This window comes from Bacillus aerius (genome assembly GCF_029894105.1).
In the GTDB taxonomy this organism is placed as follows: domain Bacteria; phylum Bacillota; class Bacilli; order Bacillales; family Bacillaceae; genus Bacillus; species Bacillus altitudinis.
In genome coordinates this window covers 3,233,779-3,259,251 of sequence record NZ_JARYHO010000001.1, presented here as the reverse complement: position 1 = coordinate 3,259,251, position 25,473 = coordinate 3,233,779, and the positions used below count along the sequence as shown (strand labels likewise).

Below are 25,473 nucleotides of genomic sequence, written 5' to 3'. Positions count from 1 at the left end.
GTTTGGAACGACCAATATGCTTTTACTGAGAGGATGAAACATGTTGAAGAAAATTGCTGTGATTGGAACAGGATATGTCGGGTTAGTATCGGGTACTTGTTTTGCTGATATCGGAAATCGCGTCATTTGTTGTGACATCGACGAATCAAAAATCAACAGCTTAAAAAGCGGTCTCGTTCCAATTTATGAACCGGGCTTAAAGGAATTGATTGAGAAGAATACAGAAGAGGGAAGATTGTGTTTTACAACCAATATTCCCGCTGCAATTCGAGAATCAGAGATTATTTATATTGCGGTAGGAACACCAATGACACCTCAGGGGGAAGCGGATTTAACATTCGTGAAAGCTGTGGCTCAAACGGTTGGGGAGCACCTGAATGGCTACAAAATCATCGTGAATAAGAGCACAGTGCCAGTTGGAACAGGACGTCTTGTTCAAGCCATTGTTCAAAAGGCTTCACGCAGTAAATATCCATTTGACGTCGTCTCCAATCCAGAGTTTCTGCGGGAAGGTTCAGCTATTCAAGATACGATGAATATGGAGAGGGCGGTCATTGGCTCAACAAGCGCACATGCATCCACGATCATTAAAAAATTGCATGATCCGTTTCAAACAGAAGTGGTTGAGACCAATCTAGAAAGTGCAGAAATGATTAAGTATGCGGCAAATGCCATGCTCGCCACAAAAATCTCATTCATCAATGACATTGCGAACATTTGCGAGAGAGTTGGTGCTGATGTGGAAAAAGTCAGCGAAGGCGTTGGGTTAGACAGCCGGATCGGGCATAAATTTTTAAAAGCAGGCATTGGATTTGGTGGCTCTTGTTTCCCAAAAGATACGATGGCTCTTCTCAAAATTGCCGAAACAGCTGGCTACCGGTTCAAGCTGATCGAATCTGTCATTGAAACAAACAACCACCAAAGAGCCCATCTTGTCAGCAAACTGATGAGTGTGTTCGGTGATATTAAAGGAAAAACGATTTCCGTTTTAGGGCTCGCATTTAAACCAAATACAAACGATATGCGTTCAGCGCCAGCACTAGATATTATCCCAATGCTGAGAGAGCTCGGAGCTTTTGTCAAAGCCTATGATCCAATTGCTTATGTAGAAGCAGAAAGAGAGCTTGGCCCGCAGGCGGTCTTCAGCAATGATCTCTATGAAACAGTGAAAGATACAGATGCTTGTCTCATCTTAACGGAATGGGATGACGTACAGAAGATGGATAAGGATCAGATCAAGCAGCTACTTCGTTCTCCCATTTTAATTGATGGAAGGAATTTGTTTGATCCAGCAGAAATGAAAGAGAGAGGATTTATTTACCAGTCCATCGGCCGCCCAGGCGTATGGGAAACAGAATTGGTATCGAAGGCACAATAATAGGGGGAACTTGGATGAAGAAAGTATTGGTCACTGGGGGAAGTGGATTTATAGGATCTCATACGGTAGAGGCTTTATTAGAGAAAGGTTATGAGCCCATCGTTCTTGATAACTTTTCAACTGGATCGAAGGAAAATATCGCTCATCTTTCCGTACAATGCATTGAAGCAGATGTCACAAAATCAGAAACGGTCGATTTAATCAAACACATTGCACCAGATTATATCATTCATCTTGCAGCGCAAGTGAGTGTAGCCGTTTCGGTTCAACATTTCGTCTACGACGAAGAGGTCAATATTAAAGGTTCGCTGCATGTGATCAAAGCAGCAGCTGAAGCCGGGGTGGAGAAAGTGGTGTTTGCCTCATCGGCAGCAGTCTATGGAGACCCAGTCTATCTGCCGGTCGACACAGCTCATCCACTGCAGCCTGGTTCACCTTATGGCTTGTCGAAACTGACAGTTGAACGATACTTAGAGATGGCGAAATCACTCTATGATGTGGACTATTGTATTATGCGGTACAGCAATGTATATGGTCCGCGCCAAGACGCACTTGGTGAAGGCGGTGTTGTCTCAATTTTTTCTGATAAGTTTGCAAAACAGGAGGCACCTTTCATCTTCGGAAACGGGGAACAAACAAGAGATTTCATCTATGTAGGCGATCTAGCCGCAGCGAATGTTGCAGCTTTAACAGCTCAATCAAACGTTTGTTTAAATATTTCATGTGGTCATTCCATCACGGTGAATGAGCTGTTTCAAACGATGAAGCGAGTCACGAGATCAGATCTTGAACCGATTTATAAGCCTCAGCGTGCAGGAGATATTGTGCATAGTACATTGGAAAATGAGGAAACGAAACAAGTCTTAACATGGGAGCCTGTTGTGACTTTACAAGAAGGTTTGGCTCGCACCATTTCCTACTATGAACAGGAAGTAAAGGCTTAATCCCTCAAATCGGATGGGTTGCTTAGGAGGAACATGGGTATGAGTGTGAAACAAACAGCATGGCAAATCATAATCGGATGTATTTTATTAGCAGCAGGTATCGGGCTTGTACAAATGGCATCCACGCAGCCTATCGGGTTAAAGAAGATGGTGGTCATTCCGGTTTTGATTGTGGTGCTCATAGCGGCTGCTATATGTATGAAGCTCTATATGAATGGTGAGCACATATTCATGTCAGCCATTTACCTTTTGATTGCATTAACATTTCTCAATAACGCTTTTTTCTCTATCAGTGCCGGATTCTTTAGTCTCTTTCTCTACCGCATCATGCTCTTGGCTGTCTTTGCTTTATTCATATGGCGGATGAGAGACAAAGGAACGTACATATCCCAGTGGCAGCAAATTCGCGTTAAAGGCATTCTTGGTTTTTTCGCTGCATGGTTTCTTTACGGACTCATCTCACTGCTTTGGGCTCATTCGGTCACAGACGGCCTGAAATATATGTCTCTTCTTGCGATGGGAATGGGTTTTGTCTTTCTTGTGGTCATGTACATTCAGCGAATGGATCAGATCGTGACTTTTTATAGTATTTGGCTAGTCATGACCGTATTTGTGATGGGAATCGGGTTCTATAATCACTTGACCTTGAATCATTTACCGAATACTTCATTGTATCTTGGACCAGCGTACAAACAGCACTATCCTACAGCTGTCTTCTTTAATCAAAATGACTTTGCGACGTTTTTATCTATTAGCTTTTTCTTATATGTGGCGTGCATGCGCCAAATGAAAAATGGTTATATCAAAGCGTTCGGATTATTAGGAGCCATCTTAGCGCTGTATCTCATTTTGTTAACAGAATCGCGCGCCAGCTTGCTTGGCATATTAGCCGGAGCGGCAATCTATGTATGGCTGTTGATGCCTCTCTTTTTAAAAAAGTGGTCCATCATGGCAGCTGGCGGGCTTGTTATCATCTGTATCGCCATTTTTTCAGCCAAAATCTATTCTGTCTTTTATGACTTGTTTCTCGCTTCTCAGGTCGCTCATTCTTTCAGCGAACCACTTCCGTCCAACATTGCCAGGGCGAATTTAATCAAAAACGCTTGGTATTTCTTTACGAATTCATACGGTTTCGGAGTCGGAGCGGGCAATGTGTCTTATTACTTAGCTCACTTTTCTATCTTTGATACAGATCAGGTCGTCGAAGTTCACAATTGGCTGCTAGAGGTGATGACGAATTTTGGGTTTGCCGTCATGCTAGGTTATATCTCAGTGTACGCCTATCTCATGTTCTCACTGTACAAACAATACCAATTGGCTGACACGAGATCAGCCAAGATGATCATTGAAGGTCTATTTGCTGCCATGCTGAGCTTTCTCGTCTCAAGTATCAGTCCGAGTTCGGTCTCGAATTTATATTTCCACTGGGTGTTTCTAGGTCTAGTGATCGCAGCGGTCAATATCATGAAAAATAAACAGCGCTTCAAGCCGTGGGCAAACGTGTGATGCTGAGTTTGTATGGCTACACTAGTGAAAAAGCAAATACGTCAATGTTGGGAGAATGAGCATGTCTGGTTTTATGTTAAGAATAGGGAAGCGAATGAAAAAATATATCGTCTGGCTTGTGCTGCTGCCCGTTGTATTGGCTGCTTTTGGTTTCTTTTTTGCCAAGGGGACAGTAGAACAGTCTAGTTACACAGCTGCTGTGACCTTGACGCTTGGGAAATATGACGACGGTGTGTATAACAATATGGAAGAAGTGACATCTCTATTAAAAAGTGATGCATTTCTGAATCAAGCACTCCGTGATGTAAAGGAAGAAGAAAGGCAGGATGTGAAAAATCGTTTGATTCTCACGAACCAGTCCGATACACAATTGCAGTTGTCGTTTACAGATGCTGATCAAGCTCGAGCTTTGGCGGTAGTGAAACAAGTGTCAGATACATTTTTAAAGCAGGACAAAGCCTTATTTACGAAAAGACAGCAAGTCATTGAAAGGAGACTATCCGCTCTTGAAGATGAATCTGTCAGCAATGACTCCAAGGTCGATAAAGAACGATTTTTATATGAATTGGAATCGACAAAGCTCGGGATGAAGCAGGCAAAGATTGTCGATCCTGCCCAAGTGCTTGATGAAGCAGGCAAAGGCATGTCAGCGAAAAAACGAGCACTGCTTGGACTTGTCATTGGCCTTAGCATCTCGCTTATGTTTGTGGTGTTACCTGAAGTGTTCAAAGAATCTTAATGATGAACTGGAGATGAGTCTTAGGTGAACAATCAACCGTTAGTATCAATTATTACACCGGCGTATAATGCGGAACGTTATTTAACGGATACAGTTCATTCCGTCCTTGCCCAAACCTATTCCAACTGGGAGCTGATCATTGCAGATGATTGCTCAACAGATGGCACAAGGAAGTTGTTAGGGGAATTAAGTCAGACGGACGACAGAATCAACGTCATTTATTTAGAGGAAAACGGGGGAGCCGCTATTGCTAGAAACACCGCCATCAAACAGGCGAAAGGCCGCTTTATCGCTTTTTTAGATAGCGATGATATGTGGAAACAGACAAAGCTCGAAAAGCAGGTCAAGTTTATGTTAGAAAATGATCATGCCTTTACTTTCACGGCATATGACATCATTTCAGAAAATGGAGAGCCGTTACAAAAAACCGTCACAGCGCCGGCTCAGTTGAACTACAATGAAGCTTTAAAAAATACGATTATCGGCTGTTTGACGGTGATGCTCGATCTTCAACAAGTAGGACACGTGGAAATGCCAAACATTCGAACAAGGCAGGACTTAGCCACATGGCTCTCTATTTTAAAAAAAGGATTTACTGCCTATGGAATGAGTGAGCCGCTCAGTGAATATCGCATCGTGGGAAACTCGATTTCTAGTAACAAGTGGAAAGCAGCGAAAAAAACATGGTTTGTCTACAGAGAAATTGAGCAGCTTCATTTTGTGAAAGCATCTTGGTGTTTTATGCACTATGCCACAAATGCTGTCAAAAAGCGCTTATAAATAGAAGGGAAAAAAGGTGATAAAGGTGAAAGCAGAGTCGATCATACATGTGATTGTCGCAACGGGAGAATGGGGACACGATGGCCTAAGGTACAGACGGCATCGACTGGCGGAATTTCTTGCATCTGATCCAGAAACGAAAGAGGTCATCTGGGTATGCCCATCTGCCACTCGTCATTCAGCTCCCTTTCAGCCTATAACGGATCGAATGAAGCAAATGACCATTCCTGATGTGCTCAAGAGCAAGTTTTTTCGCTTTGGCCGTTATCAAGATATGTTTTATTTTCATAAATTATCTCCTCTTCTTGAGCATTTGCGTCAAGAAGAAAAGCAGGGCATAGCCGTCTGTTTATGGTATACGTTTCCGGGATTTCCGCTCTTATCTTCTTTATTTGAATGGAAACATATTGTGTATGATTGCAGTGACCTGTGGGGAGAGCCCATCAGCGGAAAAAACAACATTCTCTCTTATATGAGACAGCGAGTCATTGTAAAAGCAGAAAACCGCATTATTAAATATGCACACAGCATTACATGCTCTTCACAATACTTACATGATCAAATCAAAAAAAGGCTCATGGGTGAACCGAAAGATGTCTTTACAGTGGAAAATGGCGTCGAGTATGATGTGTTTGCAAAAAGCCACCTCCCTAGCAGGGAAGATGTGCTAGAGGGAAGAGAGGGAACGGTTCTTGGCTTTATAGGTGGGATCAAGCCGAAACTCGATTTTGACATGATTGCTCAAGCTGCTCGCATGCAGCCAGATTGGACATTTTTATTTGTCGGTCCGGATGGAACGAATGGAGATCCATCTTTTCAGCATGCACTCAAACTGCCCAATGTCCTATGGACAGGAGCAGTCGCACCAGAAGAAGTGCCTGCTTATATGAAATTAATTGATGTAGGGATGATGCCATACAAACAGTCTCCTTACAATCAAGCGGTTTTTCCGCTCAAGCTGTATGAATTTTTAGCTGCCGGAATCCCTGTTGTTGGTTTAAATCTTCCATCAACGGAAAGGCTAAAAGAGAATGATGTGTATGAATATGTAGAGGGCGAAGATCCAGCTCTCTTCGTAGAAGCCTGCCAGAAAGTGATCAGTAAAAAAGATGACATGAAATGCAGACATCTAAGACAAAGCCGGGCAAAGAAAAAAGATTGGCACGCACTGTTCACAAACATGGTGGAATTAACGAATATTAAAGAAAACGCATAATTCATTCAGGATTGTGCGTTTTTATTTGTTTCTTCTTCTTAGGGGGAGCTTGTGATCATCCTATATTCAATTGTATAATGGAAAGAGCGGCCAATATACAAAATACAGATTTCAATTTAGAAGGAGACTGACCTATGGATTACGAACGCGCCTTATTAGCGTTTTTTGTCTCTCTGGCTACAGTTTTAATTGTGACACCAATCGTCAAAAAGTTTGCAATTAAGATTGGTGCAGTGGACCAGCCGAATAAACGAAAAGTTCATGATAGAGTAATGCCTCGAATGGGCGGTTTGGCGATTTTTATTGGGGTAGCGGCTGGAGCACTAGCAGGCGGGCTGTTTCTACATAATAAAATTACAGCTATATCAGTTGGCGCTGTACTCATCGTCATTTTAGGTATATTTGATGATAAATATAATTTAAGTGCAAAATTTAAATTTCTTGTGCAAGTTCTCGTTGCTTGCTTAATCGTGAGCACGGGCTTAAAAATGGACTTTTTCTCTGTTCCTTTCTTAACAGATCGACTGGAGTTAGGATGGATGGCGTATCCCCTGACTGTACTATGGATTGTTGGGATTACAAATGCGATCAATTTAATTGATGGATTAGATGGACTGGCTGCCGGAATTTCGGTTATCGGTTTAACCACGATTGCCGTCATGGCATTTTCTGCGGACAAGATCCTGATTCTTTCGTTATCTCTTGTCGTCATTGGCAGTACCATCGGTTTTCTTTTTTATAACTTCCATCCAGCAAAAATATTTATGGGTGATACAGGTTCGTTATTTTTAGGCTATATAATCTCGGTCCTGTCACTTTTAGGATTGTACAAAAGTGTTACTTTGTTTAGTGTTGTTGTCCCTGTAATTATTTTAGGTGTGCCTATTTTTGATACGACCTTTGCGATCATCAGACGAATATTGAATAAACAGCCTATCTCATCACCTGACAAATCACACATCCATCATCGACTGATGGCCTTTGGCTTATCACATCGAATGGCAGTGATTGTGATTTACATGATTGGCTTAGTCTTCAGCTTAAGCGCGATTTTGCTGACAAGTGCCACCATTTGGCTGTCATTGATCATCATCTTTTTACTGGTCATGTTTATGCAAGTTATCGCTGAAGTCACTGGTTTGGTGAACGAAGAGTTTAAACCATTTACGAAATTCTACAAACGAATGGTCAAAAGACAATAAAAAAACAGCCCGCTTCCAAGGAACGGGCTGTTTTCCTATTATTGTCCTGATGTGCTGGTCGAAGGGGCCTCGGTATCGGCTGACCCTGTTGTACCAGAAGATGAATCGGTTTGTGTATTTGTTTCAGTTGAGGACGATGACTCAGCAGGAAGCTTTAAATGTGTCCTTAACTCATTTTGCACCTCAGCCAAGTTGGTTTGATCTGGCTCAAAGAAGTATGTTCGATTTGGTCCTAAATAAAGGTCTGATCCTTTAATAGATAGTGTTTCAGTATCGTCTCCTTTAAAACCACTGTAAATTTGCTGTAGAGCAAGTCCTTCTGTGATGCGGAAGTTGGTTGTTATATGATCACTTACTTCTTTTGCGATATTATCCACGTTTGCAATGTTATGAGGTTTCGCCATTTGATCAATCATGGCACGTAAGATTTGTTTCTGACGATCGTTACGCCCGAAATCACCACGTGGATCTTGTTTTCTCATTCGCGCGTAAGCAAGTGCCTCTTCCCCGTTTAAATGCATATTCCCTTTTTTAAAGTAAATCTTTTTCGATTTTTTGACATCACTTTTTTCATTGAAGTCAAATGGAACGTCTATATCGATTCCCCCAACTTCATCAATGACATCCTTAAAACCGTCAAAGTCCACTGTTGCATATTTGTCAATTGGGATATGCAAGAATTGTTCGACAGTTTCAATCGTTTCGTCTTTACCGCCTTTAGCAAATGCCGCATTGATCTTTACTTTATTTCCCGTTGTGTCACTAGCAAGCTGTACTCGTGTGTCACGGGGGATACTGACCATTTTCATCGTTTTATCCTGAGGATTAATCGTTGCGACGATGAGTGAATCTGAACGGCCGTGATCACCATTTGTGGCGTAATCCTCTATACCAACAAATAGGACAGAGAAAGGTTTTTTCTTTATATCAATAACAGCATCACGGAGTTTCGATTTCTCCCCACGCTCTAATTCATCATAAGTTTTGTCAGCAGCCTGGAGTGTATTCACAATCTTATAAACTGCAAATCCGCCCATGCAGATGAAGAGAAGCAAAAATAAGACCAGAATCCGTTTGAAAATCTTTTTCTTCCTACTCTTTTTCTTTCGTACACGCACTTTTACTCGTTGTGCCATTCATCTGTCTCCTTTATCGGACCAACGTCCTTTTCTAAATAAATCAATTCGCCTTCTTTAGTAACACTCTTTCCATTAGTCAACTCAGTCATCCATTCAATAAACTGCTCTGTTTGTGTTTCTTCTACATACGTTTCAAAAATCACATCTTCTGCATAATGGATGTCTTTTAGCTGAAAAGATGAGGCTCTAAGCTCATTCTCTACCTTTCCAAGCCATGTATAATCTATTGTTGTGTGCATCGTACGCATTAAACAGCGTTCTACCATACCAACATGATTAATTGCTTCAGACACAGATTTTCCGTACGCACGAATTAATCCACCGGCACCTAGCTTAATACCGCCGAAATAACGAGTGACGACAACTACTGTATCTTTCAGCTTGCGTTTTTTTAGCACTTCAAGCATGGGTACACCTGCCGTACCGCTTGGTTCACCATCATCATTTGCTTTTTGAATCAGATCATGTTCACCGATCAAATAGGCGGAACAATTATGAGTGGCGTTCCAATGTTGTTTTTTTATGGATTGTATAAAGGCTTGTGCTTCTTCTTCTGAGACAGCACGTTGTATATGACAAATAAAACGTGATTTTTCAATGACGATCTCATGCTCGCCACGGCTTTTTACTGTGAGATAGCGGTTCAGCAAAAGACATACCCTCCTGACAAGCAAATTGTAAGGCTAGAGAAAATTTGCATTGGTTTTAGAATTTTACAGCGTATTTTGTTATGATGATAGGAGCGGAAAAAGGGTCGTCATAAAAATTTCATGATTTATACGCATTCTTTCATTATAATTCGACATAAAATGCAGATCAATGACATTTATAATAAAAAAAGATGACATCACTGTTACGGGAGGGAAAAGCCATGACAACACCTAAAATGGATCCGAAGTTATTGGATTCAATCATCATGAAAATGCTAAGTACAGTTGATGGCAGTAAGGACGAAGTATTTAGAATCGGCGAACAGTCCCGTCAACAATATGAAAGCCTAGTAGAAGAGCTCAAGCAAATTAAACAGCAAGTCAACGAAGTAATTGATTTTGGGGATAAACTAGAAGTACATACGAGACATGCTAGAAATCGATTATCTGAGGTCAGCAGAAACTTCAACAAATTCAGCGAAGAAGAAATACGAGAAGCCTATGAAAAAGCACATAACCTGCAAGTAGAATTGACCATGATCCAGCAGCGCGAAAAACAGCTGAGGGAAAGAAGAGATGATCTCGAAAGACGATTGTTAAGCTTACAAGATGTCATTGAACGTTCAGAAACGCTTGTGAGCCAGATCACGGTCGTCCTCAACTACTTGAACCAAGATTTACGTCAGGTCGGTGTTTTACTTGAAGATGCTCAGGCAAAACAAGATTTTGGACTAAGAATTATTGAAGCCCAGGAAGAAGAGCGCAAAAGGGTATCACGAGAAATCCATGATGGACCTGCTCAGATGCTGGCAAACGTGATGATGCGTTCAGAACTAATTGAACGGATTTTTAGAGACCGTGGAACAGAAGAAGGTTTTAAAGAAATTAGAAGTCTAAGACAGAATGTGCGAAATGCACTGTACGAAGTGAGAAGAATCATTTATGATTTAAGACCGATGGCTTTAGATGATTTGGGTCTCATTCCGACACTGCGAAAATACTTAAACACAATTGAAGAATATGATGGAAAAACCAAAATTACGTTCCAATGCCTAGGGGATACAGAAAATGAAAGAATTGCTTCTCAGTTCGAAGTGGCACTGTTTAGACTAGCCCAAGAAGCTGTCACAAATTCATTGAAGCATTCCGAAGCTGAAGAAATCTCTGTAAAAGTAGAAGTGACAAAAGACTTTGTCACGTTAATTATCAAAGACGATGGAAAAGGCTTTGATATGAAAGATGTGAAAACAAATAAAAACAAATCCTTTGGGTTACTTGGTATGAAAGAGCGCGTAGACTTACTAGAAGGTAAAATGACCATAGACTCAAAAATAGGTCTAGGGACATTCATCATGATTAGAGTACCGTTAACATTACAAAATAAAATTGTAAAATAGAGACAAAAGACATATTGACCATAAAGTTCAGGTGTAGAACAATAAACATGGGGAGGCGTAGCTTGTGACTAAAGTAAATATTGTAATTATCGATGACCACCAATTATTCCGTGAAGGTGTCAAACGGATTTTAGATTTTGAACCTACTTTTGAAGTAGTTGCAGAAGGAGACGACGGTGACGAAGCTGCACGTATCGTAGAACACTATCATCCGGATGTTGTCATTATGGACATTAATATGCCGAATGTAAATGGTGTGGAGGCTACAAAACAGCTAGTAGAGCTTTATCCCGAATCAAAAGTCATTATCCTATCTATTCATGACGATGAAAACTATGTGACACATGCATTAAAAACAGGAGCAAGAGGCTACTTGTTAAAAGAAATGGATGCAGATACCCTCATTGAAGCAGTAAAAGTAGTAGCTGACGGAGGCTCTTATTTACATCCGAAAGTCACTCATAACTTAGTAAATGAATTCCGACGCTTAGCAACAAGCGGCGTTTCAGCACATCCACAGCACGAGGTATATCCTGAAATTCGCAGACCACTTCATATCTTAACAAGACGTGAATGTGAAGTTCTTCAAATGTTAGCTGACGGAAAGAGCAACAGAGGTATTGGTGAGTCGCTCTTTATTAGTGAGAAAACAGTCAAAAACCACGTGAGTAACATCTTGCAAAAAATGAATGTAAACGACCGTACTCAAGCTGTTGTTGTAGCAATTAAAAACGGCTGGGTAGAAATGAGATAATGTTCCGGACAAGTACTCCTTTTTCGCCTGTTTTTAGTTCTCTCACATTCAAGTTAGAGAGCAATGATAGGCAGGTAAGGAGTCTTTTTCGGATATAGCGGGCTTGCCTATTGATTAGGCAAGCTTTTTTGATTAGTATTATAAATCTAGTGAAAAACAATGATCATTCTTTTTTAAAAAGCAACTTAACGGATAAGGAAGGTATTTAAGAATGAAAATAGCCGTTGTAACAGACAGTACTGCTTATATACCACAAGAACTACGTGATAAACATCATATTCATATGATCCCTCTGAATGTCATCTTTGGTACTGAATCATACCGTGAAGAAGTAGAAATGGATTGGAAGACATATTATGAAGAAGTCAAGAAACATAAAGATCTTCCAACAACCTCTCAGCCTGCTTTCGGTGAACTTATAGAATTATATGAAAAACTTAGCGAAACATATGATGCTGTGATTAGTATACATCTGTCAAGCGGAATTAGTGGAACATACAATAGTGCGGCCTCAGCGAATGAACTAGTTGACGGAATCGACATTTATCCGTTTGATACAGAGACTAGCTGTATGGCGCAAGGTTTTTATGTGTTAGAAGCTGCTGAAAAAATCCAAGGTGGTGCTTCTCCAGAAGAAGTGATTTCCCATCTCAATTATCTGAAAGAAAATCAAAGAGCTTATTTTATGGTAGACGATTTAACTCATTTACAACGTGGCGGCAGATTAAATGGTGCTCAGGCTTTTATTGGAAGCCTCTTAAAGGTAAAGCCTATCTTGCATTTTGACAACAAGCTAATTGTCCCTTTTGAGAAGATTCGTACACGCAAAAAAGCCATTTCACGTATTTTTGAATTATTTGATGAAGATGCATCACGTGGTGTTCCAATGAGAGCAACTCTGATACATGGTAATAGAGAAGAAGAAGCAGATGAATTAGTTGCGCACTTATTAGAAAAGTATCCTCATGTTGAATTTTATAAAAGCTACTTTGGTGCCGTGATTGGCACTCATCTAGGAGAAGGCTCTTTAGCACTTGGCTGGATCATCAGGTAGATATCAAAATCCCCTTTTCTCATGGAAAAGGGGATTTGTTTTTCTATTTTTACAATTAGACGAAAGGCCTTCTCTTTGTACATAATGGGTCAACATGAATGGAAAGGTAGTGCGTGAAATTGAATCTGGAAAAAGCAATGGAACTCAGTCACAAGCTACAATCAAGGCACCTTCTTTCTATTGAATGTCAATGTACACAGTCCGAATTGGAGTGGCTGGAGAATCAAGGATTCATCCATAGAACACCTGCTGTCGATAGGGTGTCGAGTGGTTTGATCTGCTGCCGGTGCGGTGTATCAAACAAGCGCTACTTTGCCCTCTCTCCGTGTGAAACATGTCAAAAAGACTGTGTATACTGTAGATCCTGCATCATGCTGGGAAAAGTAAGCGAATGTGGCTTTCTCTACGAATGGACGGGTCCACAAAAGAAAGAAACAAGACGAGTTGAATTAACATGGCAGGGAGAGCTTTCTAAAGGGCAAAAGAGAGCGTCCGATAGGCTAGTAGAAGCAATCCAAAACAAATTTGATCTGCTCGTTTGGGCTGTTTGTGGTGCGGGGAAAACGGAGGTGCTTTTTCATGGTATAAAATATGCGCTAAATAACGGAATGAGTGTTTGTATTGCGACGCCTAGAACCGATGTTGTACTTGAGCTCGAACCTCGAATGAGAAAGGCATTTCAAGGACTGAATATAGCTGCACTTTATGGCGGGAGTTCTCAAAGGTTTCAAATGGCACCGCTTATGATCGCTACAACCCATCAGCTAATGAGATATAAAAACGCCTTTGATGTCCTCATTGTAGACGAAGTCGATGCTTTTCCTTATTCAATGGATGAACGGCTTCAGTTTGCTGTTTTAAAATCAATGAAAAAAACAGGAGTTAGAATTTACTTAAGTGCCACACCATCTAAAAAAATGCAAAAGGATGTTGCTCATAGACAATTAGAAGCGATCAAAATTCCTCTGCGCTTCCACCAAAAACCGTTGCCTGTCCCAACATTTCAATGGGTTGGAGATTGGAAAAAGAAATTAAAAAGAAATCGGCTTCCAGCATCTACAATGAACTGGCTGCATGAACATATCACAAAGAAAAAAAGAGTGTTACTCTTTGTTCCTTCTATTTCTACTATGAAGAAGGTAACTCATATTCTTCAAGGTCAAGATGTAAATGTACAGGGTGTTTCTGCGGATGATCAAGAAAGGAAGCAAAAAGTCCAGCATTTCAGAGATCATAGATTCGATGTATTGGTTACAACAACTATTCTAGAAAGAGGTGTTACCATTCAAGATGTTCAGGTGGGCGTATTAGGTGCGGAATCTCCTATTTTTTCAGAAAGTGCACTTGTCCAAATTTCTGGTAGAGCAGGGAGACATCCAGATTTTTTTAACGGAGACGTGTACTTTTTTCATTTTGGTTTAACGAGAAGTATGAAACAAGCAAAGAAACATATCGTAAAAATGAATAATACAGCTGAAAAAGAGTTTTCTGAAAAATAGTGTGGGTTCAACTAAATCATGGTACATTATATTCACAAAACACAAATGGCAGGAGAGACAAAATATGCTACTCAACGCAAAAGAAATACTACTTAAAGAAATTCTCTATCAATATCTCAACCAATTAAACATGATTTGTCATTGTGAAAAATGTATAGAAGATGTATTAGCCATTTCTCTAAATCAAGTGAAACCGCAATATATAACAGATATCGATAAAATATCCTATAGTAAATCCGAGATGGTGGATAAACAGAAAAATACGGCGATGTTCGTTATTCTGACAGAAGCTGCTTCAACGGTCACTACATATCCAAGGTGCGAAAATCATTTGCCGTTGAACAAAGAAAAGCGTTGATTTGTCCAATTTGTGAGAGCCATTTTGTGGCTGCTTTTACATGGAAATCATTCCTACTATTAAATGAAGATCGTTTATGTGTAGCATGTAAGAACCACCTGATGAAGATTCAAGGTCCTACTTGTCCCAAATGCGGAAGAGCGCAATCAAATGATCAATTGTGTCAGGATTGTTCAAGGTGGGATAAACGACGGGATTTTGCTGAGATTCTTGTAATGAATCGGTCTGTTTATGCTTACAACGACTTTATGAAAGATATTCTAGCTCGATTTAAATTTCGAGGTGATACGGCTTTAGCTGATCTATTTAAAAAAGATGTACAGTCAGCGTTTAAACGTTCTTTTTCAATCAAAGAACCGGTCCTTGTCCCAATTCCTTTGAGTAAAGAGAGATTAAAGGAAAGAGGATTCAATCAGTCAATGATGCTTGCTTCCATGATTGGCGGACCTATATTGGAGCCACTTATAAAAGTACATCAAAGTAAGCAGTCTAAGAAAAGAAAAAATGAACGTTTACATCAACAGAATTTGTTCCAATTAAGGCAGTCAAACCCTATCGTTCTAAAGGATATCATATTAATCGATGATATTTATACAACTGGGGCGACAGTCTATCATGCAGCAAAAATTTTAAAAGACGCAGGTGCCAAAAGTGTTTCCTCTTTTACGTTGATTCGTAGTTAAAAATCATGACAATCAACCGATATTAAGAAAAGAAAATAACGTAAGGGGTTTTGGTTATGAATCAATTGGCAAACTGTCCACAATGTAATCAGTTATTTTTAAAAACCACCATCCAAACGGTTTGTAACAAATGCTTTGAAGAAGAAGAACGTTCTTTTGATATCGTTTATAAATTCTTGCGTAAGCAAAGTAATAGACAATCAACCATTGCTGAAATAGTAGACGCAACAGAAGTTGATGAAGAATTAATCCTGAAATTTATCCGTTTAAAAAGACTTCAAATTAGTCAATTTCCGAATATCAATTATCCTTGTGAAAGATGCGGCCAACCGATCAGAAAAAACAAGCTGTGTAGCCATTGTGAAAAGGATATAAAGACGCAAATCAGCCAAATGGACCAAGAAGAAGAGCGTAAAAGGGAGATTGAATCTAGGAAAAAAGACACCTATTATGCCATTAATCCTAAAAACGACTGATTCCCTAAACTAAGTTGCAGTTTGGTCGATAAAATGGATAGAATCAAGACAGACTGTAACGGAAAGCGAGAGGAATCCCGTGAAAATTAATCGATATGGAACACAACCAGTAAATCCTTACAAGAAAACATATGAGAAACAAACGTTGCAATCGAATCAAGCAAAATCAACTGACAAAGTCGAAATTTCTAAAAAGGCAATCGAAATGCAAAAGGTGCCGAATATCATGAAAGAACGTCAAGATAAAATAGACCAAATTAAAAAAAGCATTGAAGCCGGAACATATCAAGTAGATACAAAAGGCATTGCAGATAAAATGTTGAATTTTTATAAACAACAATAACAAAAGGGAGTAGCGTGAATGTCAGTAAAAATAATGATTGAAGAACTGCACCGTCTCTACGGATTACATGAACAGCTTCTAAAGCTGTCTAAGAATAAAACAGAAATGCTGAAAAATAATGAGATCGATGCTCTTTCAGAGGTTCTGAACCTTGAGCAAAAATATATTCAGGCCATTTCGCAATTAGAAGAAAAGCGGATTGAAGCAGCAGTTCAATTTTTACAAAGTGATCAATCGCCGACAATCACCGCATGCATCGAAAAAGCTACAGGAACGGATCAAGAAGAGCTTATTTCGTTATATGAGAAGCTGAATGACATCATGGTGGAACTGAAAGATGTAAACGAACTGAACAAACAGCTTATTCAGCAGTCACTTCAATTTATTTCACTGACATTCGATCTTGTGAATCCTAACAAAGAAAATATGAATTACGGACAAAATGGTCTTGAGAGTTCAAAGCCTAAACAGCATAGGGCTTTGTTTGATTCAAAAGCGTAAAAAAGGAGGATATCTATGGGTTCTACATTCATGGGACTAGAAACGGCAAAAAGAGGAATCACAGCCCAGCGTGCAGGGCTTTATGTCACATCAAACAACGTATCCAATGCAAATACTGATGGCTACTCAAGACAGAGAGTTACCTTTAAAGCAGAGAATCCTTACCCAGTGATTTCTGTTTATGATGGCAAGACATACGGCCAAATGGGGACAGGTGTCCAAGTTGGAACTGTTGAAAGAATTCGAGACAGCTTTTTAGATCTTCAGTATAGAGATCATAACAATAACTTGTCTTATTATGCGACGAAGTCTGATGCTCTTTCACAAATGGAAGGAGTGATGAATGATTTGACAGATGAAGGCTTGAATAGAGCCTTTGATAATCTCTGGAAATCATTACAAGTCTTATCGGAATCGAAAAATGCTGATACTGCTTCAGCTCGTACAGTTGTTAAGACAAGTGCTCAAGCTTTAGTAGATCAATTCCGTCTGCTAAATTCTTCTTTAACAACGATACAAAAGAATTTAAAAACTGAACTCGATTCAACGGCAAAAAATGTGAACACCCTATTAACTCAAATTGATGAAGTGAATAAACAGATTGCAACAGTTGAGCCAAATGGTTATCTTCCCAATGATCTTTATGATACGCGAGACGCTCTTATAGATCAGCTTTCCTCACTTGTTGATATTAAAGTGAGCTACAACCCTTCTGGAGGAAATGCTCTGGAAATTGCTGAAGGAACCGTTAACATCGATATTATCGGTGCTAATGGACAATCTGCTGGAACAATTTTAAATGGCATTACCAATGAAAAATCTGAATTGCAACTTTCCTATGATAATACGACAGGACTTGTTAACTCACTCGAATTTGGAACGACAACCATCGCAGCTGATCAATTACAAGTGAATGGTAAAGTAAAAGCACTTGTTGAGGCGTATGGCTACATGTCTAATGGAGCTGAAAAAGGCATGTACCCGGATATGCTTGCTGAGCTGGATGAAGTAGCAAAAGTATTTATGGATGCTTTTAACGATGTCCATAAGCAAGGGTACACGTTAAATGGCACAAGTGGACAAGACTTTTTCGATATTGAGAATAACAATGATTTGAATAAAGGCTTGGCAGCCCGTATCAAAGTGAGTGACGTGATTTTAGCATCGACAGATAACATTGCTGCATCTCTTAATCAAACGCAAGGTGATGGTTCGAATGCTACGAAATTAGCTAATATTCAAAACTTAAAGCTACCAATCGGCGGAAATACCACAACAATTCAGGATTACTATCAGAATGTCATTGCCGAAATGGGGATACAAGCTAAAAAGAACATGACCCTTGAAAGCAGTTCAGCAGCTCTTGTGAATTCAGCCAATGAACGCAGGATGTCAACTAGTGCTGTATCTATAGATGAAGAAATGACGAACATGATCCAATTTCAGCATGCGTATAATGCAGCAGCAAGAATTATGACGATGCAAGACGAAGTATTAGATAAAATAATAAACGGCATGGGAGTCGTAGGAAGGTAGGCTAACTGATGCGAGTCACGCAAAGTATGATTTCTCAAAATTCACTTCGAAATATTAGTAAAAGTTATGAAAAACTCTCTAAAATTAATGAGCAGGCACAGTCTGGAAAACGTTTCACAAAAACGTCTGATGATCCTGTTGCAGCAGTGAAAAGTCTTCAATATAGTACAGCCATGTTTCGAAATGAGCAATACCAAACTAATTTAAATGAGGCACGAAACTGGATTGATACATCTGAAACAAGTGTCACTGAAATAATTGATATCATGTCAAATATACGAGATAAAGTACTCGATGCGGCCAATGGAACAAAACAGCCAGAAGATTTAGCTGCTATCGGAGTGGAAATTGGTCAGATGAAGAATCAAATCATTGATGCAATGAACACGCAGATGTTAGGTAAGTTTGTTTTTAATGGGACAAATACAAATGTTAAACCAGTTGTAGAGAATGCAGATGGTACGTTTACATTTAACTTTGAAAACTATACAGATGCAAACGTGGTTCAGTCGAACATTTCTGATGGAATCACATTAAATGTGAATTCAAATCCTCTTTCAGCTTTTGGTGGACAATCTGCCAGTGGTCAAAATGTCATTGAAATGCTGACTGATTTAGAAAACTCATTAAAAAATGGAACGTTTACAAATTCTGATGATGCATTAGGAAATATCGATCAGTTTAAAGAAGTGATGAGTGCTGAGCGTTCAGATCTTGGGGCTAGATCCAATCGTATCGACTTAGTCGGGAGCCGTTTGACTTCGCAATTTGAAGTGCTGAAAAAGGCTAAATCAGATGCCGAAGATGTAGAAAGTGAGAAAGCCATTCTTGATCTTCTTCAACAAGAGACTGTAAATAGAGCTGCTTTAGCGACGACAGCTAAAGTGATTCAGCCATCCCTTGTCGATTTCTTAAGATAAGAAAAAGCATCCGTTGGGTGCTTTTTTGCATCATGGAGGTGAACCTATGCAAATCCCTAGATTGTTAATGGAGCAAACTTATGCAAAGCTGCAAATGTCGACTACCCCTTCCAGGCAAGAAGTAGAGCAGCCAAGAGCGGATCTTGACATTCAGCAGCCAAGAGCTGTCATGAATATCACAAGGACACCGTCGAAATTAACCATAGATCAAACCGAGGCATTTGCCGATATGGATATTAAGTCGATTTTTAGACGTTCAGAGGAATGGGCGGCTGAGGGGAAACGTGCGATTGGAGAAGGAATGGGACGTAGAGCGGAAGAAGGAAGTGAACTCATCAAGATCGAGAATGGTGGGAATGCGATTGCTGAGTTTGCGAAAATCAACGGCAGTCCTCCAGCAAAACAATTCAACATCGGTGTGATTCCTTCATTTTTTAGTGTGAAAATTCACTATCAGCCATCTGAACTTAAAATTGATGTGGAGCCGCAAAAAGCTATTATAGAGGCAACACCTCATAAACCAATTGTTAACTACCAGCCAGGTAAAGTTCATATTGATATGTTACAATACCCAGAATTAAAAATAGAAGTTGACGAAACAGGTCAAAATGGTGATAAGGTATAGTTAAGAAAAATGAAAAAGGTCGTGAATTATGATCATTCAAACAAAATACCATGGCAAAGTGACGATTAAAGAGGAGCAAATCATTCACTTCTCTAATGGGATACCAGGATTTCTGGATCAAAAACAATTTGTCATTTTACCTTTATCAGAAGAATCCCCATTTTTAGTTCTTCAATCTTTGAAAAATGCAGAACTAGGCTTTATTGTCAGCAGCCCATTTTTGTTCTTCAATCAATATGAATTTGACTTAGAAGAATCGGTTGTAGACATTCTTGGGGTAGAAGATGCCAATGATGTGGAAGTCATGGTTATTTTAACAATGGGATCTTCTATTGAAAAAACGACAGCCAATTTAAGAGCGCCTATTATTGTGAATCGGAAAAACATGAAAGCCAAGCAGGTCATTTTGCATGATTCAGTCTATCATACAAAACATTTGTTAGAGGTGGCTTCCTCATGTTAGTTCTATCTCGTAAATTAAATCAATCGATTCAAATAGGCGACGATATTGAAGTTAAAATTATTGCGATTGAAGGCGACCAAGTAAAAGTCGGAATTGAGGCTCCTAAGCATATTGATATTCACAGGAAGGAAGTATACCTATCTATTCAAGAAGAAAACAGCCGTGCTGCTAGCTTGTCCTTCGATCTACTTTCTCAATTATCCTCACAAAAAAAGTGAGGATTTTTTTATCCTATTTGTCTATCCTCCTCCGTGTGAAACCGTAGAAGTACACCATCTATATGAAACTTTAACAAATCGGTCCATCTATATTTAATTTAAAAATTCAAAGCCGATATAAAAGATAGATTAAAGCACAGGAGCTGAATAACTATGTCTGTTGGTAAGTTGACTTCGCTAGAGCCACTGATTGATGCATTTCAAACCCGTGTTACGAATCATCAAAATGACAATGCAAACACTGATTTACAAGCAAATGGAAAAGTCGTTTCAAAAGAAGAAATTGAGAAAACGCTTCAAGGAGCAAATAAGCTGATTGAACCTACTCAATTTCATCTTCAATTTGAATTACATGAAAAACTCAATGAATATTATGTCAAAGTCGTAGATAACCAAACCGAAGAAGTCATTAGAGAGATTCCTTCCAAAGAATGGCTTGATTTCTATGCGGCAATGACAGAGATTGTCGGTTTATTTGTCGATAAAAGAACGTAATTGAAGGGAGAACATAAACAATGGTTAATCGAATTACTGGATTTTCAAATGTATTTGATATTGACGAAATCGTCTCAAAGCTAATGAAAACTGAGCAAGCACCACTTGATAAAATGACACGTCAGAAACAAACACTTGAATGGCAAAGAGACAGCTACCGCGAGGTCAATTCAAAGGTCAAAGAATTAGATGATCTCATTGCCAAACTAAATTTAACATATCCGAGTACTTATGGCGCAAAAAAGGTTACAAGCTCCAATGAATCTGCTGTCACAGCAACTGGATCAACAAATGCTACCTCTGGCTCGATTAATGTGACCCAACTAGCGACAGCTTCCGTATTCAAATCTTCTGGTACATCTGGATTTACTGCTGCAAACGGTACGTTCACATTTGAGGTGACGACACCAGATTCTACGACACCCAAAACAGTGACCATTAATACGACTGATAAAGATACCCTTGATTCAATCGTGTCAAAATTGAACAACGCTCAACTAGGTGTCACGGCTTATAAAGGCCAAATCTTTGATGGGACCAACTACGTGGATACAATCGCTCTGACTTCCCGTACGACTGGAGAAGGTGTCAGTATTAAGGCAGCGGATGGTAATTCTGCTTCATTTTTAACGCAATTAGGATTCCAAGTGGATGGAGATAATAAATTAGTTGCGACTACTCAAGGGCAGAAAGCGCAATACGAAATTAATGGTCTCAAAATGGAAAATAACAATAATACCTTCACGCAGGCTGGTATCACATATGAACTTAAAGGAACAACAGATAAGCCTGTCAGTTTGAACGTTTCAACAGATGTCGATGCCATCTTTGATAAAATCAAACAATTCGTTGATAAATACAATGAACTTGTTGAAGAGATCAATGGTAAAGTCAATGAAAAAAGAAATAGAGACTATTATCCATTAACAGCAGAAGAGAAAAAAGCCATGTCTGACAAAGAAGTCGAGCTATGGGAAACGACTGCGAAGTCAGGCTTGCTGAGAAGTGATTCAATTTTACGATCTGGTGCATCTAAAATAAGAAGTGATTTTTATGTTGATATTACGACAAGTGATGGGAATAAAATTCACATGACACAAATCGGAATTGCCACTTCAGATAAATATAAAGATGGCGGAAAGCTTGTCATTGATGAACCGAAACTAAGAAAAGCCATTCAAGAAGACCCACAGAAGATTAGTCAAATATTTATGTCAGGTTCGCTAAATGTAGATTCAAAAGATAAAGATAAAGCGCAGCAGCAATATAAAGAACAAGGAATTATTCATCGTATCAAAAATTCCTTATCAGCCTTCTCAAAGAGCATTCAAACAAAGGCTGGTAGCACAACGATGGCATCAAAGGAATACGGACTTGGTAAGGACCTTGATTCTTTGACTCAACGAATGAGCACATTCCAAGATCGTTTAAAAATGGTGGAAGCTCGTTACTACAAAAAGTTTAACGCCATGGATAGTGCGATTCAAAAGCTAAACAACCAATCTGGCTATCTTTCTCAACTGCTTGGACAATAATTGGAGGTTTATAACATATGGCAATTCAGAACCCTTATGCCGCCTATCAGAAAAATTCTATTGAGACCGCAACACCGGCCGAGTTAACGCTTATGCTTTATGAAGGATGCTTAAAGTTTATTAGACTAGCAAAGCATGGCATTCAAAAAGAAGATGCTGAAATGAGAAACTTGAACCTGAAAAAGGCTCAAAACATCATCCAAGAATTAAATGTCACCTTAAATCGTACGTATGATGTATCAAAGAGCATGGCAAGTATGTATGACTACATCTATCGAAGACTGATTGAAGCCAATCTGCAAAATGATGAAGAGATCTTGAATGAAGTAGAGCAATATGTGACTGATTTCCGAGATGCTTGGAAGGAAGTCATTCAAACCGATCGAAAAGGGCGTCACCACTCTATTGGGGGATCTCTATGAGTATTGTGGACCAACTGCACGACCAAACGTTAAAAATGGCAGCGGAAATAGAGGCCAACCCGCAAAGCGAAACACTCGTTGAAGACTTTGATGCTTTTTTAGTTGAGAGAGACGAACTAATGAGAGATATTCAACATGAGCTTTCCGTTCAAGAAAAAGAGAAAATCAAAGAAATCATTCAAACAGATCAATTGATGGCCAAGCAATTAACGGAGATTCAAAATGGGATCAAGGCAGATATTCAAGCCATTCAACGTAAGAAAACAAAACAGCTGAATTATCAAAATCCGTATCAGCCCATGACAAGTGACGGCGTATACTACGATAAACGGAAATAAATAGGTGAGACCTGTGGCGTATCGTTCAGATGACTATATTTTATTAACCACATATTATGACCTTCTATATACGATAGAAGAGAGTCTAAAATATTTAGATGAAATTGAGAAGGATTTCGCTAAAACAGAAGGGGATCGGATCTTTAATGATCTGATCCATGCCTTCTTTCATCTAGAGACAACACACCCGCTTCTGCTTTCAATTATTGAAAATGAGCACTTTGCCAAGACGATTCGATCGTTTGACCAAATTTTTTTAAGTTTCGATATACTAGCTTTCTATACATTCCCTTCAAATCACTTCCAGTCATTCCTTACATCATATTTTATACCTGAATATAGAAAGTGGATGGATGAAATACATGCCTGTATGAGGCCGTATGTCATTCATTAATTTTTGTTCAATTCAGACCATTCGGAGGAATTTATGAGACTAAAAAATCAATTTTTATTTGGGCTTATTGTCATATGTGTATTGTTTGTCAGTATTTTGGGGTTTTCTAGTTTTATTTATTACAAAACAGATCAATCGTATAAAGCACTCCTCACCAAAGAAGTAAAGCTGTACCAAACCTCACTGGAATTAGAGGCACTGCTACAAAAGCAGGAAGCACAAATTAAAACGTATGTAGTTGTTCAAGATGCTGAAAATTTACAGAAGATTGAGCAAACATATGAAGAAATCAATAAGAAAACAGCTGAAGCATCAAAAATGAGCACCGTTAAACAAGCAAAAAATCTGTTAGATCAAATTTCGGAAAAAAATTATCTTTACTACACCTCAACAAATCGATTATTTAATTCATTGAATATGCAAAATCAAAAAGAATTCAACACCCGCCTCAGTCAAGAATTACAACCTATCGAACAAGAAATACATACCTTTACAAAAGAATTTGCTCAAACACAATTGAAACAGCGTGATCAAAAAATCAGTCAGCTCAATGAAGAAAGTAACCAATTATTGCTGACGCTTATTCTCGTTAGCGCGGCGATTATAGTCGGCTTTTTAGTCATTGGCACAAGGTTTGTTCATCGTATGACAAAACCGATTGTCTCTGTCACACATGCAGCAAGAAGAATGGCAGATGGTGACCTCACACTTGAAGAGATTGAAGTAACCTCTAAAAATGAAATTGGCCAGCTCGGTACGGCTTTTAACCAAATGACAGCTCATTTGCGTCAGCTCATCTTACAGGTGCAAAACGGGTCAAGGCAATTAGCTGATTCTGCTGCTCAATTTGAAGAAACCATCAGTCAAACCATTTCGGCTAGTGAACAGACGTCTAGCTCGATTGAACAGGTCAGTGAAGCTTCACGTGAACAATCGGATGCAGTAGGAAAAGTAGCTTCGGCGATTCAAGAAGTCTCGACTGGTATGCATAATGCCGCTGAACATACGTCTGATGTTTCGGGTCACTCAATTTCAGTGACTGAAAAGGCTGAAGAGGGCGCATCCCTCATTCAACAATTTGTGAAACAAATGAGTTCTATTAAGGAATCTGTGAATGAACATCATTCTACAATGGCCAATGTACAAGTACAGTTTACCGGCATTCAAGACCTGCTGGGGAATATTCATGCCATTGCAGATCAGACAAATTTACTTGCTTTAAACGCAGCCATTGAAGCAGCAAGGGCTGGGGAACATGGACGAGGTTTTGCGGTTGTTGCAGATGAAGTCAGAAAGCTGGCAGAAGAATCAAGTCAGCTGACTGATCAAATTAGTCAGCTACTCGCCAACGTGAACAAAGATACTGAAAGGTCGTCTCAATCTATGACGAAAGTGGAACGAGATGTAGCAGAAGGTGTGAAAGTATCGCAATTGTCTGAACAGAGCTTTCAAGAAATTCTGGAATCCATCCGTGATATTTCGATGAAAGCAAAGGAGCTTTCTGCCACGACAGAGCAAATCTCAGCTAGTACAGAAGAAATTTCTCAAACAGTTGGTGTGATAGAAGAAGGAGCCAAGCGAAATTCTGAGGAGACAGAGTACATGTCGGCGGCTGTTGAAGAATCACTAGCGGCGAATGAGGAAATGAAAGCAGCTGCGGAAGATTTAAAATCTTTGTCTCAATCACTGAAAACATCTATTTCATCTTTCAAGATTTAACAGTGCGATGGTCTTTTTCAAGAATCAAGCGAATATATATTCATCACCTATCAAGTAAAAGCTGAAGCACCGCAGGATTCGACAAATTTCAATAAAAATTCACATTTTTTTTACGTTTGAGCAGGAGAAAAGGAGGGGAAAGTAGAAATAAGTTTACATATCCTTAATTTTAAAGGAGGCGTTCTTTAC

General features: G+C 39.4%; 29 protein-coding genes. 27 read left to right on the top strand and 2 right to left on the bottom strand.

Going from position 1 to position 25,473, the window contains the following annotated elements:
• The first annotated feature begins 40 nt into the window (after positions 1 to 40).
• The 7 genes from tuaD (at position 41) to M2353_RS16930 (ending at position 7,765) form a co-directional block, all read left to right on the top strand.
• Positions 41 to 1,378, top strand: a complete 1,338-nt coding sequence (gene tuaD, locus M2353_RS16960; protein WP_017368147.1) for a UDP-glucose 6-dehydrogenase TuaD — start codon at positions 41 to 43, stop codon at positions 1,376 to 1,378.
• A gap of 14 nt (positions 1,379 to 1,392) precedes the next feature.
• On the top strand, positions 1,393 to 2,322 hold the full coding sequence (locus M2353_RS16955) for an NAD-dependent epimerase/dehydratase family protein (RefSeq protein WP_065461165.1): 930 nt from the start codon (positions 1,393 to 1,395) through the stop codon (positions 2,320 to 2,322).
• Between the two features lie 39 nt (positions 2,323 to 2,361).
• Positions 2,362 to 3,828: a teichuronic acid biosynthesis protein TuaE gene (tuaE, locus tag M2353_RS16950; protein WP_284725769.1), complete on the top strand. Its 1,467-nt coding sequence runs from the start codon at positions 2,362 to 2,364 to the stop codon at positions 3,826 to 3,828.
• Positions 3,829 to 3,889: 61 nt separating this feature from the next.
• Positions 3,890 to 4,567 carry a teichuronic acid biosynthesis protein TuaF gene (gene tuaF / locus M2353_RS16945; RefSeq protein ID WP_024719248.1) on the top strand — a complete coding sequence of 226 codons (678 nt, stop codon included), beginning with the start codon at positions 3,890 to 3,892 and terminating at the stop codon, positions 4,565 to 4,567.
• A gap of 24 nt (positions 4,568 to 4,591) precedes the next feature.
• The gene (tuaG, locus tag M2353_RS16940; RefSeq protein ID WP_008348281.1) at positions 4,592 to 5,347 is read left to right on the top strand and encodes a teichuronic acid biosynthesis protein TuaG; all 756 of its coding nucleotides are present in this window, start codon (positions 4,592 to 4,594) and stop codon (positions 5,345 to 5,347) included.
• 19 nt (positions 5,348 to 5,366) lie between these two features.
• A complete protein-coding gene (gene tuaH, locus M2353_RS16935; RefSeq protein WP_284726013.1) occupies positions 5,367 to 6,563 on the top strand; it encodes a teichuronic acid biosynthesis protein TuaH in 1,197 nt (398 codons plus the stop codon).
• Positions 6,564 to 6,697: 134 nt separating this feature from the next.
• Complete coding sequence (locus M2353_RS16930) at positions 6,698 to 7,765, top strand: glycosyltransferase family 4 protein (protein ID WP_284725768.1); 1,068 nt, start codon at positions 6,698 to 6,700, stop codon at positions 7,763 to 7,765.
• A 38-nt stretch (positions 7,766 to 7,803) separates the two neighbouring features.
• On the opposite strand, the gene M2353_RS16925 is transcribed toward M2353_RS16930, so the two are convergent.
• Positions 7,804 to 8,901 (bottom strand): LCP family protein, encoded by a 1,098-nt coding sequence (locus M2353_RS16925; RefSeq protein WP_284725767.1) that lies wholly within the window; start codon positions 8,899 to 8,901, stop codon positions 7,804 to 7,806.
• Positions 8,886 to 9,554 carry a YigZ family protein gene (locus M2353_RS16920; RefSeq protein WP_017357860.1) on the bottom strand — a complete coding sequence of 223 codons (669 nt, stop codon included), beginning with the start codon at positions 9,552 to 9,554 and terminating at the stop codon, positions 8,886 to 8,888. Before M2353_RS16920 ends, M2353_RS16925 begins: the two co-directional genes overlap by 16 nt.
• A 221-nt stretch (positions 9,555 to 9,775) precedes the next feature.
• Between M2353_RS16920 and degS the strand changes: the two genes are divergently transcribed.
• The 20 genes from degS to M2353_RS16820 all read left to right on the top strand — a co-directional run bounded on the left by degS (position 9,776) and on the right by M2353_RS16820 (position 25,284).
• Positions 9,776 to 10,951, top strand: a complete 1,176-nt coding sequence (degS, locus tag M2353_RS16915; RefSeq protein ID WP_024719243.1) for a two-component sensor histidine kinase DegS — start codon at positions 9,776 to 9,778, stop codon at positions 10,949 to 10,951.
• A gap of 64 nt (positions 10,952 to 11,015) precedes the next feature.
• Complete coding sequence (gene degU, locus M2353_RS16910; protein WP_008348273.1) at positions 11,016 to 11,705, top strand: two-component system response regulator DegU; 690 nt, start codon at positions 11,016 to 11,018, stop codon at positions 11,703 to 11,705.
• 211 nt (positions 11,706 to 11,916) lie between these two features.
• Entirely contained in the window at positions 11,917 to 12,759 is an 843-nt protein-coding gene (locus M2353_RS16905; protein ID WP_046526683.1) for a DegV family protein, read from the top strand.
• 119 nt (positions 12,760 to 12,878) lie between these two features.
• Complete coding sequence (locus tag M2353_RS16900) at positions 12,879 to 14,258, top strand: ATP-dependent helicase ComFA (RefSeq protein ID WP_425332886.1); 1,380 nt, start codon at positions 12,879 to 12,881, stop codon at positions 14,256 to 14,258.
• A 64-nt stretch (positions 14,259 to 14,322) separates the two neighbouring features.
• Positions 14,323 to 14,616 (top strand): late competence protein ComFB, encoded by a 294-nt coding sequence (gene comFB / locus M2353_RS16895; RefSeq protein ID WP_284725765.1) that lies wholly within the window; start codon positions 14,323 to 14,325, stop codon positions 14,614 to 14,616.
• A gap of 215 nt (positions 14,617 to 14,831) precedes the next feature.
• Positions 14,832 to 15,299 (top strand): ComF family protein, encoded by a 468-nt coding sequence (locus M2353_RS16890; protein WP_038475569.1) that lies wholly within the window; start codon positions 14,832 to 14,834, stop codon positions 15,297 to 15,299.
• Positions 15,300 to 15,355: 56 nt separating this feature from the next.
• Positions 15,356 to 15,775, top strand: a complete 420-nt coding sequence (locus tag M2353_RS16885) for a TIGR03826 family flagellar region protein (RefSeq protein WP_017357864.1) — start codon at positions 15,356 to 15,358, stop codon at positions 15,773 to 15,775.
• Positions 15,776 to 15,854: 79 nt separating this feature from the next.
• Positions 15,855 to 16,118 (top strand): flagellar biosynthesis anti-sigma factor FlgM, encoded by a 264-nt coding sequence (flgM, locus tag M2353_RS16880; RefSeq protein WP_003213252.1) that lies wholly within the window; start codon positions 15,855 to 15,857, stop codon positions 16,116 to 16,118.
• An 18-nt stretch (positions 16,119 to 16,136) separates the two neighbouring features.
• Positions 16,137 to 16,619, top strand: a complete 483-nt coding sequence (locus M2353_RS16875; RefSeq protein WP_007499977.1) for a flagellar protein FlgN — start codon at positions 16,137 to 16,139, stop codon at positions 16,617 to 16,619.
• A 15-nt stretch (positions 16,620 to 16,634) separates the two neighbouring features.
• A complete protein-coding gene (flgK, locus tag M2353_RS16870; protein WP_284725764.1) occupies positions 16,635 to 18,155 on the top strand; it encodes a flagellar hook-associated protein FlgK in 1,521 nt (506 codons plus the stop codon).
• An 8-nt stretch (positions 18,156 to 18,163) separates the two neighbouring features.
• Positions 18,164 to 19,075 (top strand): flagellar hook-associated protein FlgL, encoded by a 912-nt coding sequence (flgL, locus tag M2353_RS16865; protein ID WP_008348257.1) that lies wholly within the window; start codon positions 18,164 to 18,166, stop codon positions 19,073 to 19,075.
• Positions 19,076 to 19,121: 46 nt separating this feature from the next.
• Positions 19,122 to 19,700: a DUF6470 family protein gene (locus M2353_RS16860; protein ID WP_039963694.1), complete on the top strand. Its 579-nt coding sequence runs from the start codon at positions 19,122 to 19,124 to the stop codon at positions 19,698 to 19,700.
• A 28-nt stretch (positions 19,701 to 19,728) separates the two neighbouring features.
• Positions 19,729 to 20,163 (top strand): flagellar assembly protein FliW, encoded by a 435-nt coding sequence (fliW, locus tag M2353_RS16855; protein ID WP_284725763.1) that lies wholly within the window; start codon positions 19,729 to 19,731, stop codon positions 20,161 to 20,163.
• Complete coding sequence (gene csrA / locus M2353_RS16850) at positions 20,157 to 20,381, top strand: carbon storage regulator CsrA (protein WP_008348252.1); 225 nt, start codon at positions 20,157 to 20,159, stop codon at positions 20,379 to 20,381. Before fliW ends, csrA begins: the two co-directional genes overlap by 7 nt.
• Before the next feature lie 153 nt (positions 20,382 to 20,534).
• On the top strand, positions 20,535 to 20,876 hold the full coding sequence (gene flaG / locus M2353_RS16845; protein ID WP_047945623.1) for a flagellar protein FlaG: 342 nt from the start codon (positions 20,535 to 20,537) through the stop codon (positions 20,874 to 20,876).
• 20 nt (positions 20,877 to 20,896) lie between these two features.
• Positions 20,897 to 22,411 (top strand): flagellar hook-associated protein 2, encoded by a 1,515-nt coding sequence (locus M2353_RS16840; protein ID WP_284725762.1) that lies wholly within the window; start codon positions 20,897 to 20,899, stop codon positions 22,409 to 22,411.
• Between the two features lie 17 nt (positions 22,412 to 22,428).
• Positions 22,429 to 22,833, top strand: coding sequence for a flagellar export chaperone FliS (gene fliS / locus M2353_RS16835; protein WP_008348247.1), 405 nt, complete (start codon positions 22,429 to 22,431; stop codon positions 22,831 to 22,833).
• Positions 22,830 to 23,171 (top strand): flagellar protein FliT, encoded by a 342-nt coding sequence (gene fliT, locus M2353_RS16830; protein ID WP_008348246.1) that lies wholly within the window; start codon positions 22,830 to 22,832, stop codon positions 23,169 to 23,171. The genes fliS and fliT overlap by 4 nt, the downstream gene beginning before the upstream one ends.
• Before the next feature lie 13 nt (positions 23,172 to 23,184).
• Complete coding sequence (locus M2353_RS16825; protein WP_008348244.1) at positions 23,185 to 23,565, top strand: DUF8042 domain-containing protein; 381 nt, start codon at positions 23,185 to 23,187, stop codon at positions 23,563 to 23,565.
• 33 nt (positions 23,566 to 23,598) lie between these two features.
• A complete protein-coding gene (locus M2353_RS16820; RefSeq protein WP_284725761.1) occupies positions 23,599 to 25,284 on the top strand; it encodes a methyl-accepting chemotaxis protein in 1,686 nt (561 codons plus the stop codon).
• Positions 25,285 to 25,473 lie beyond the last annotated feature (189 nt).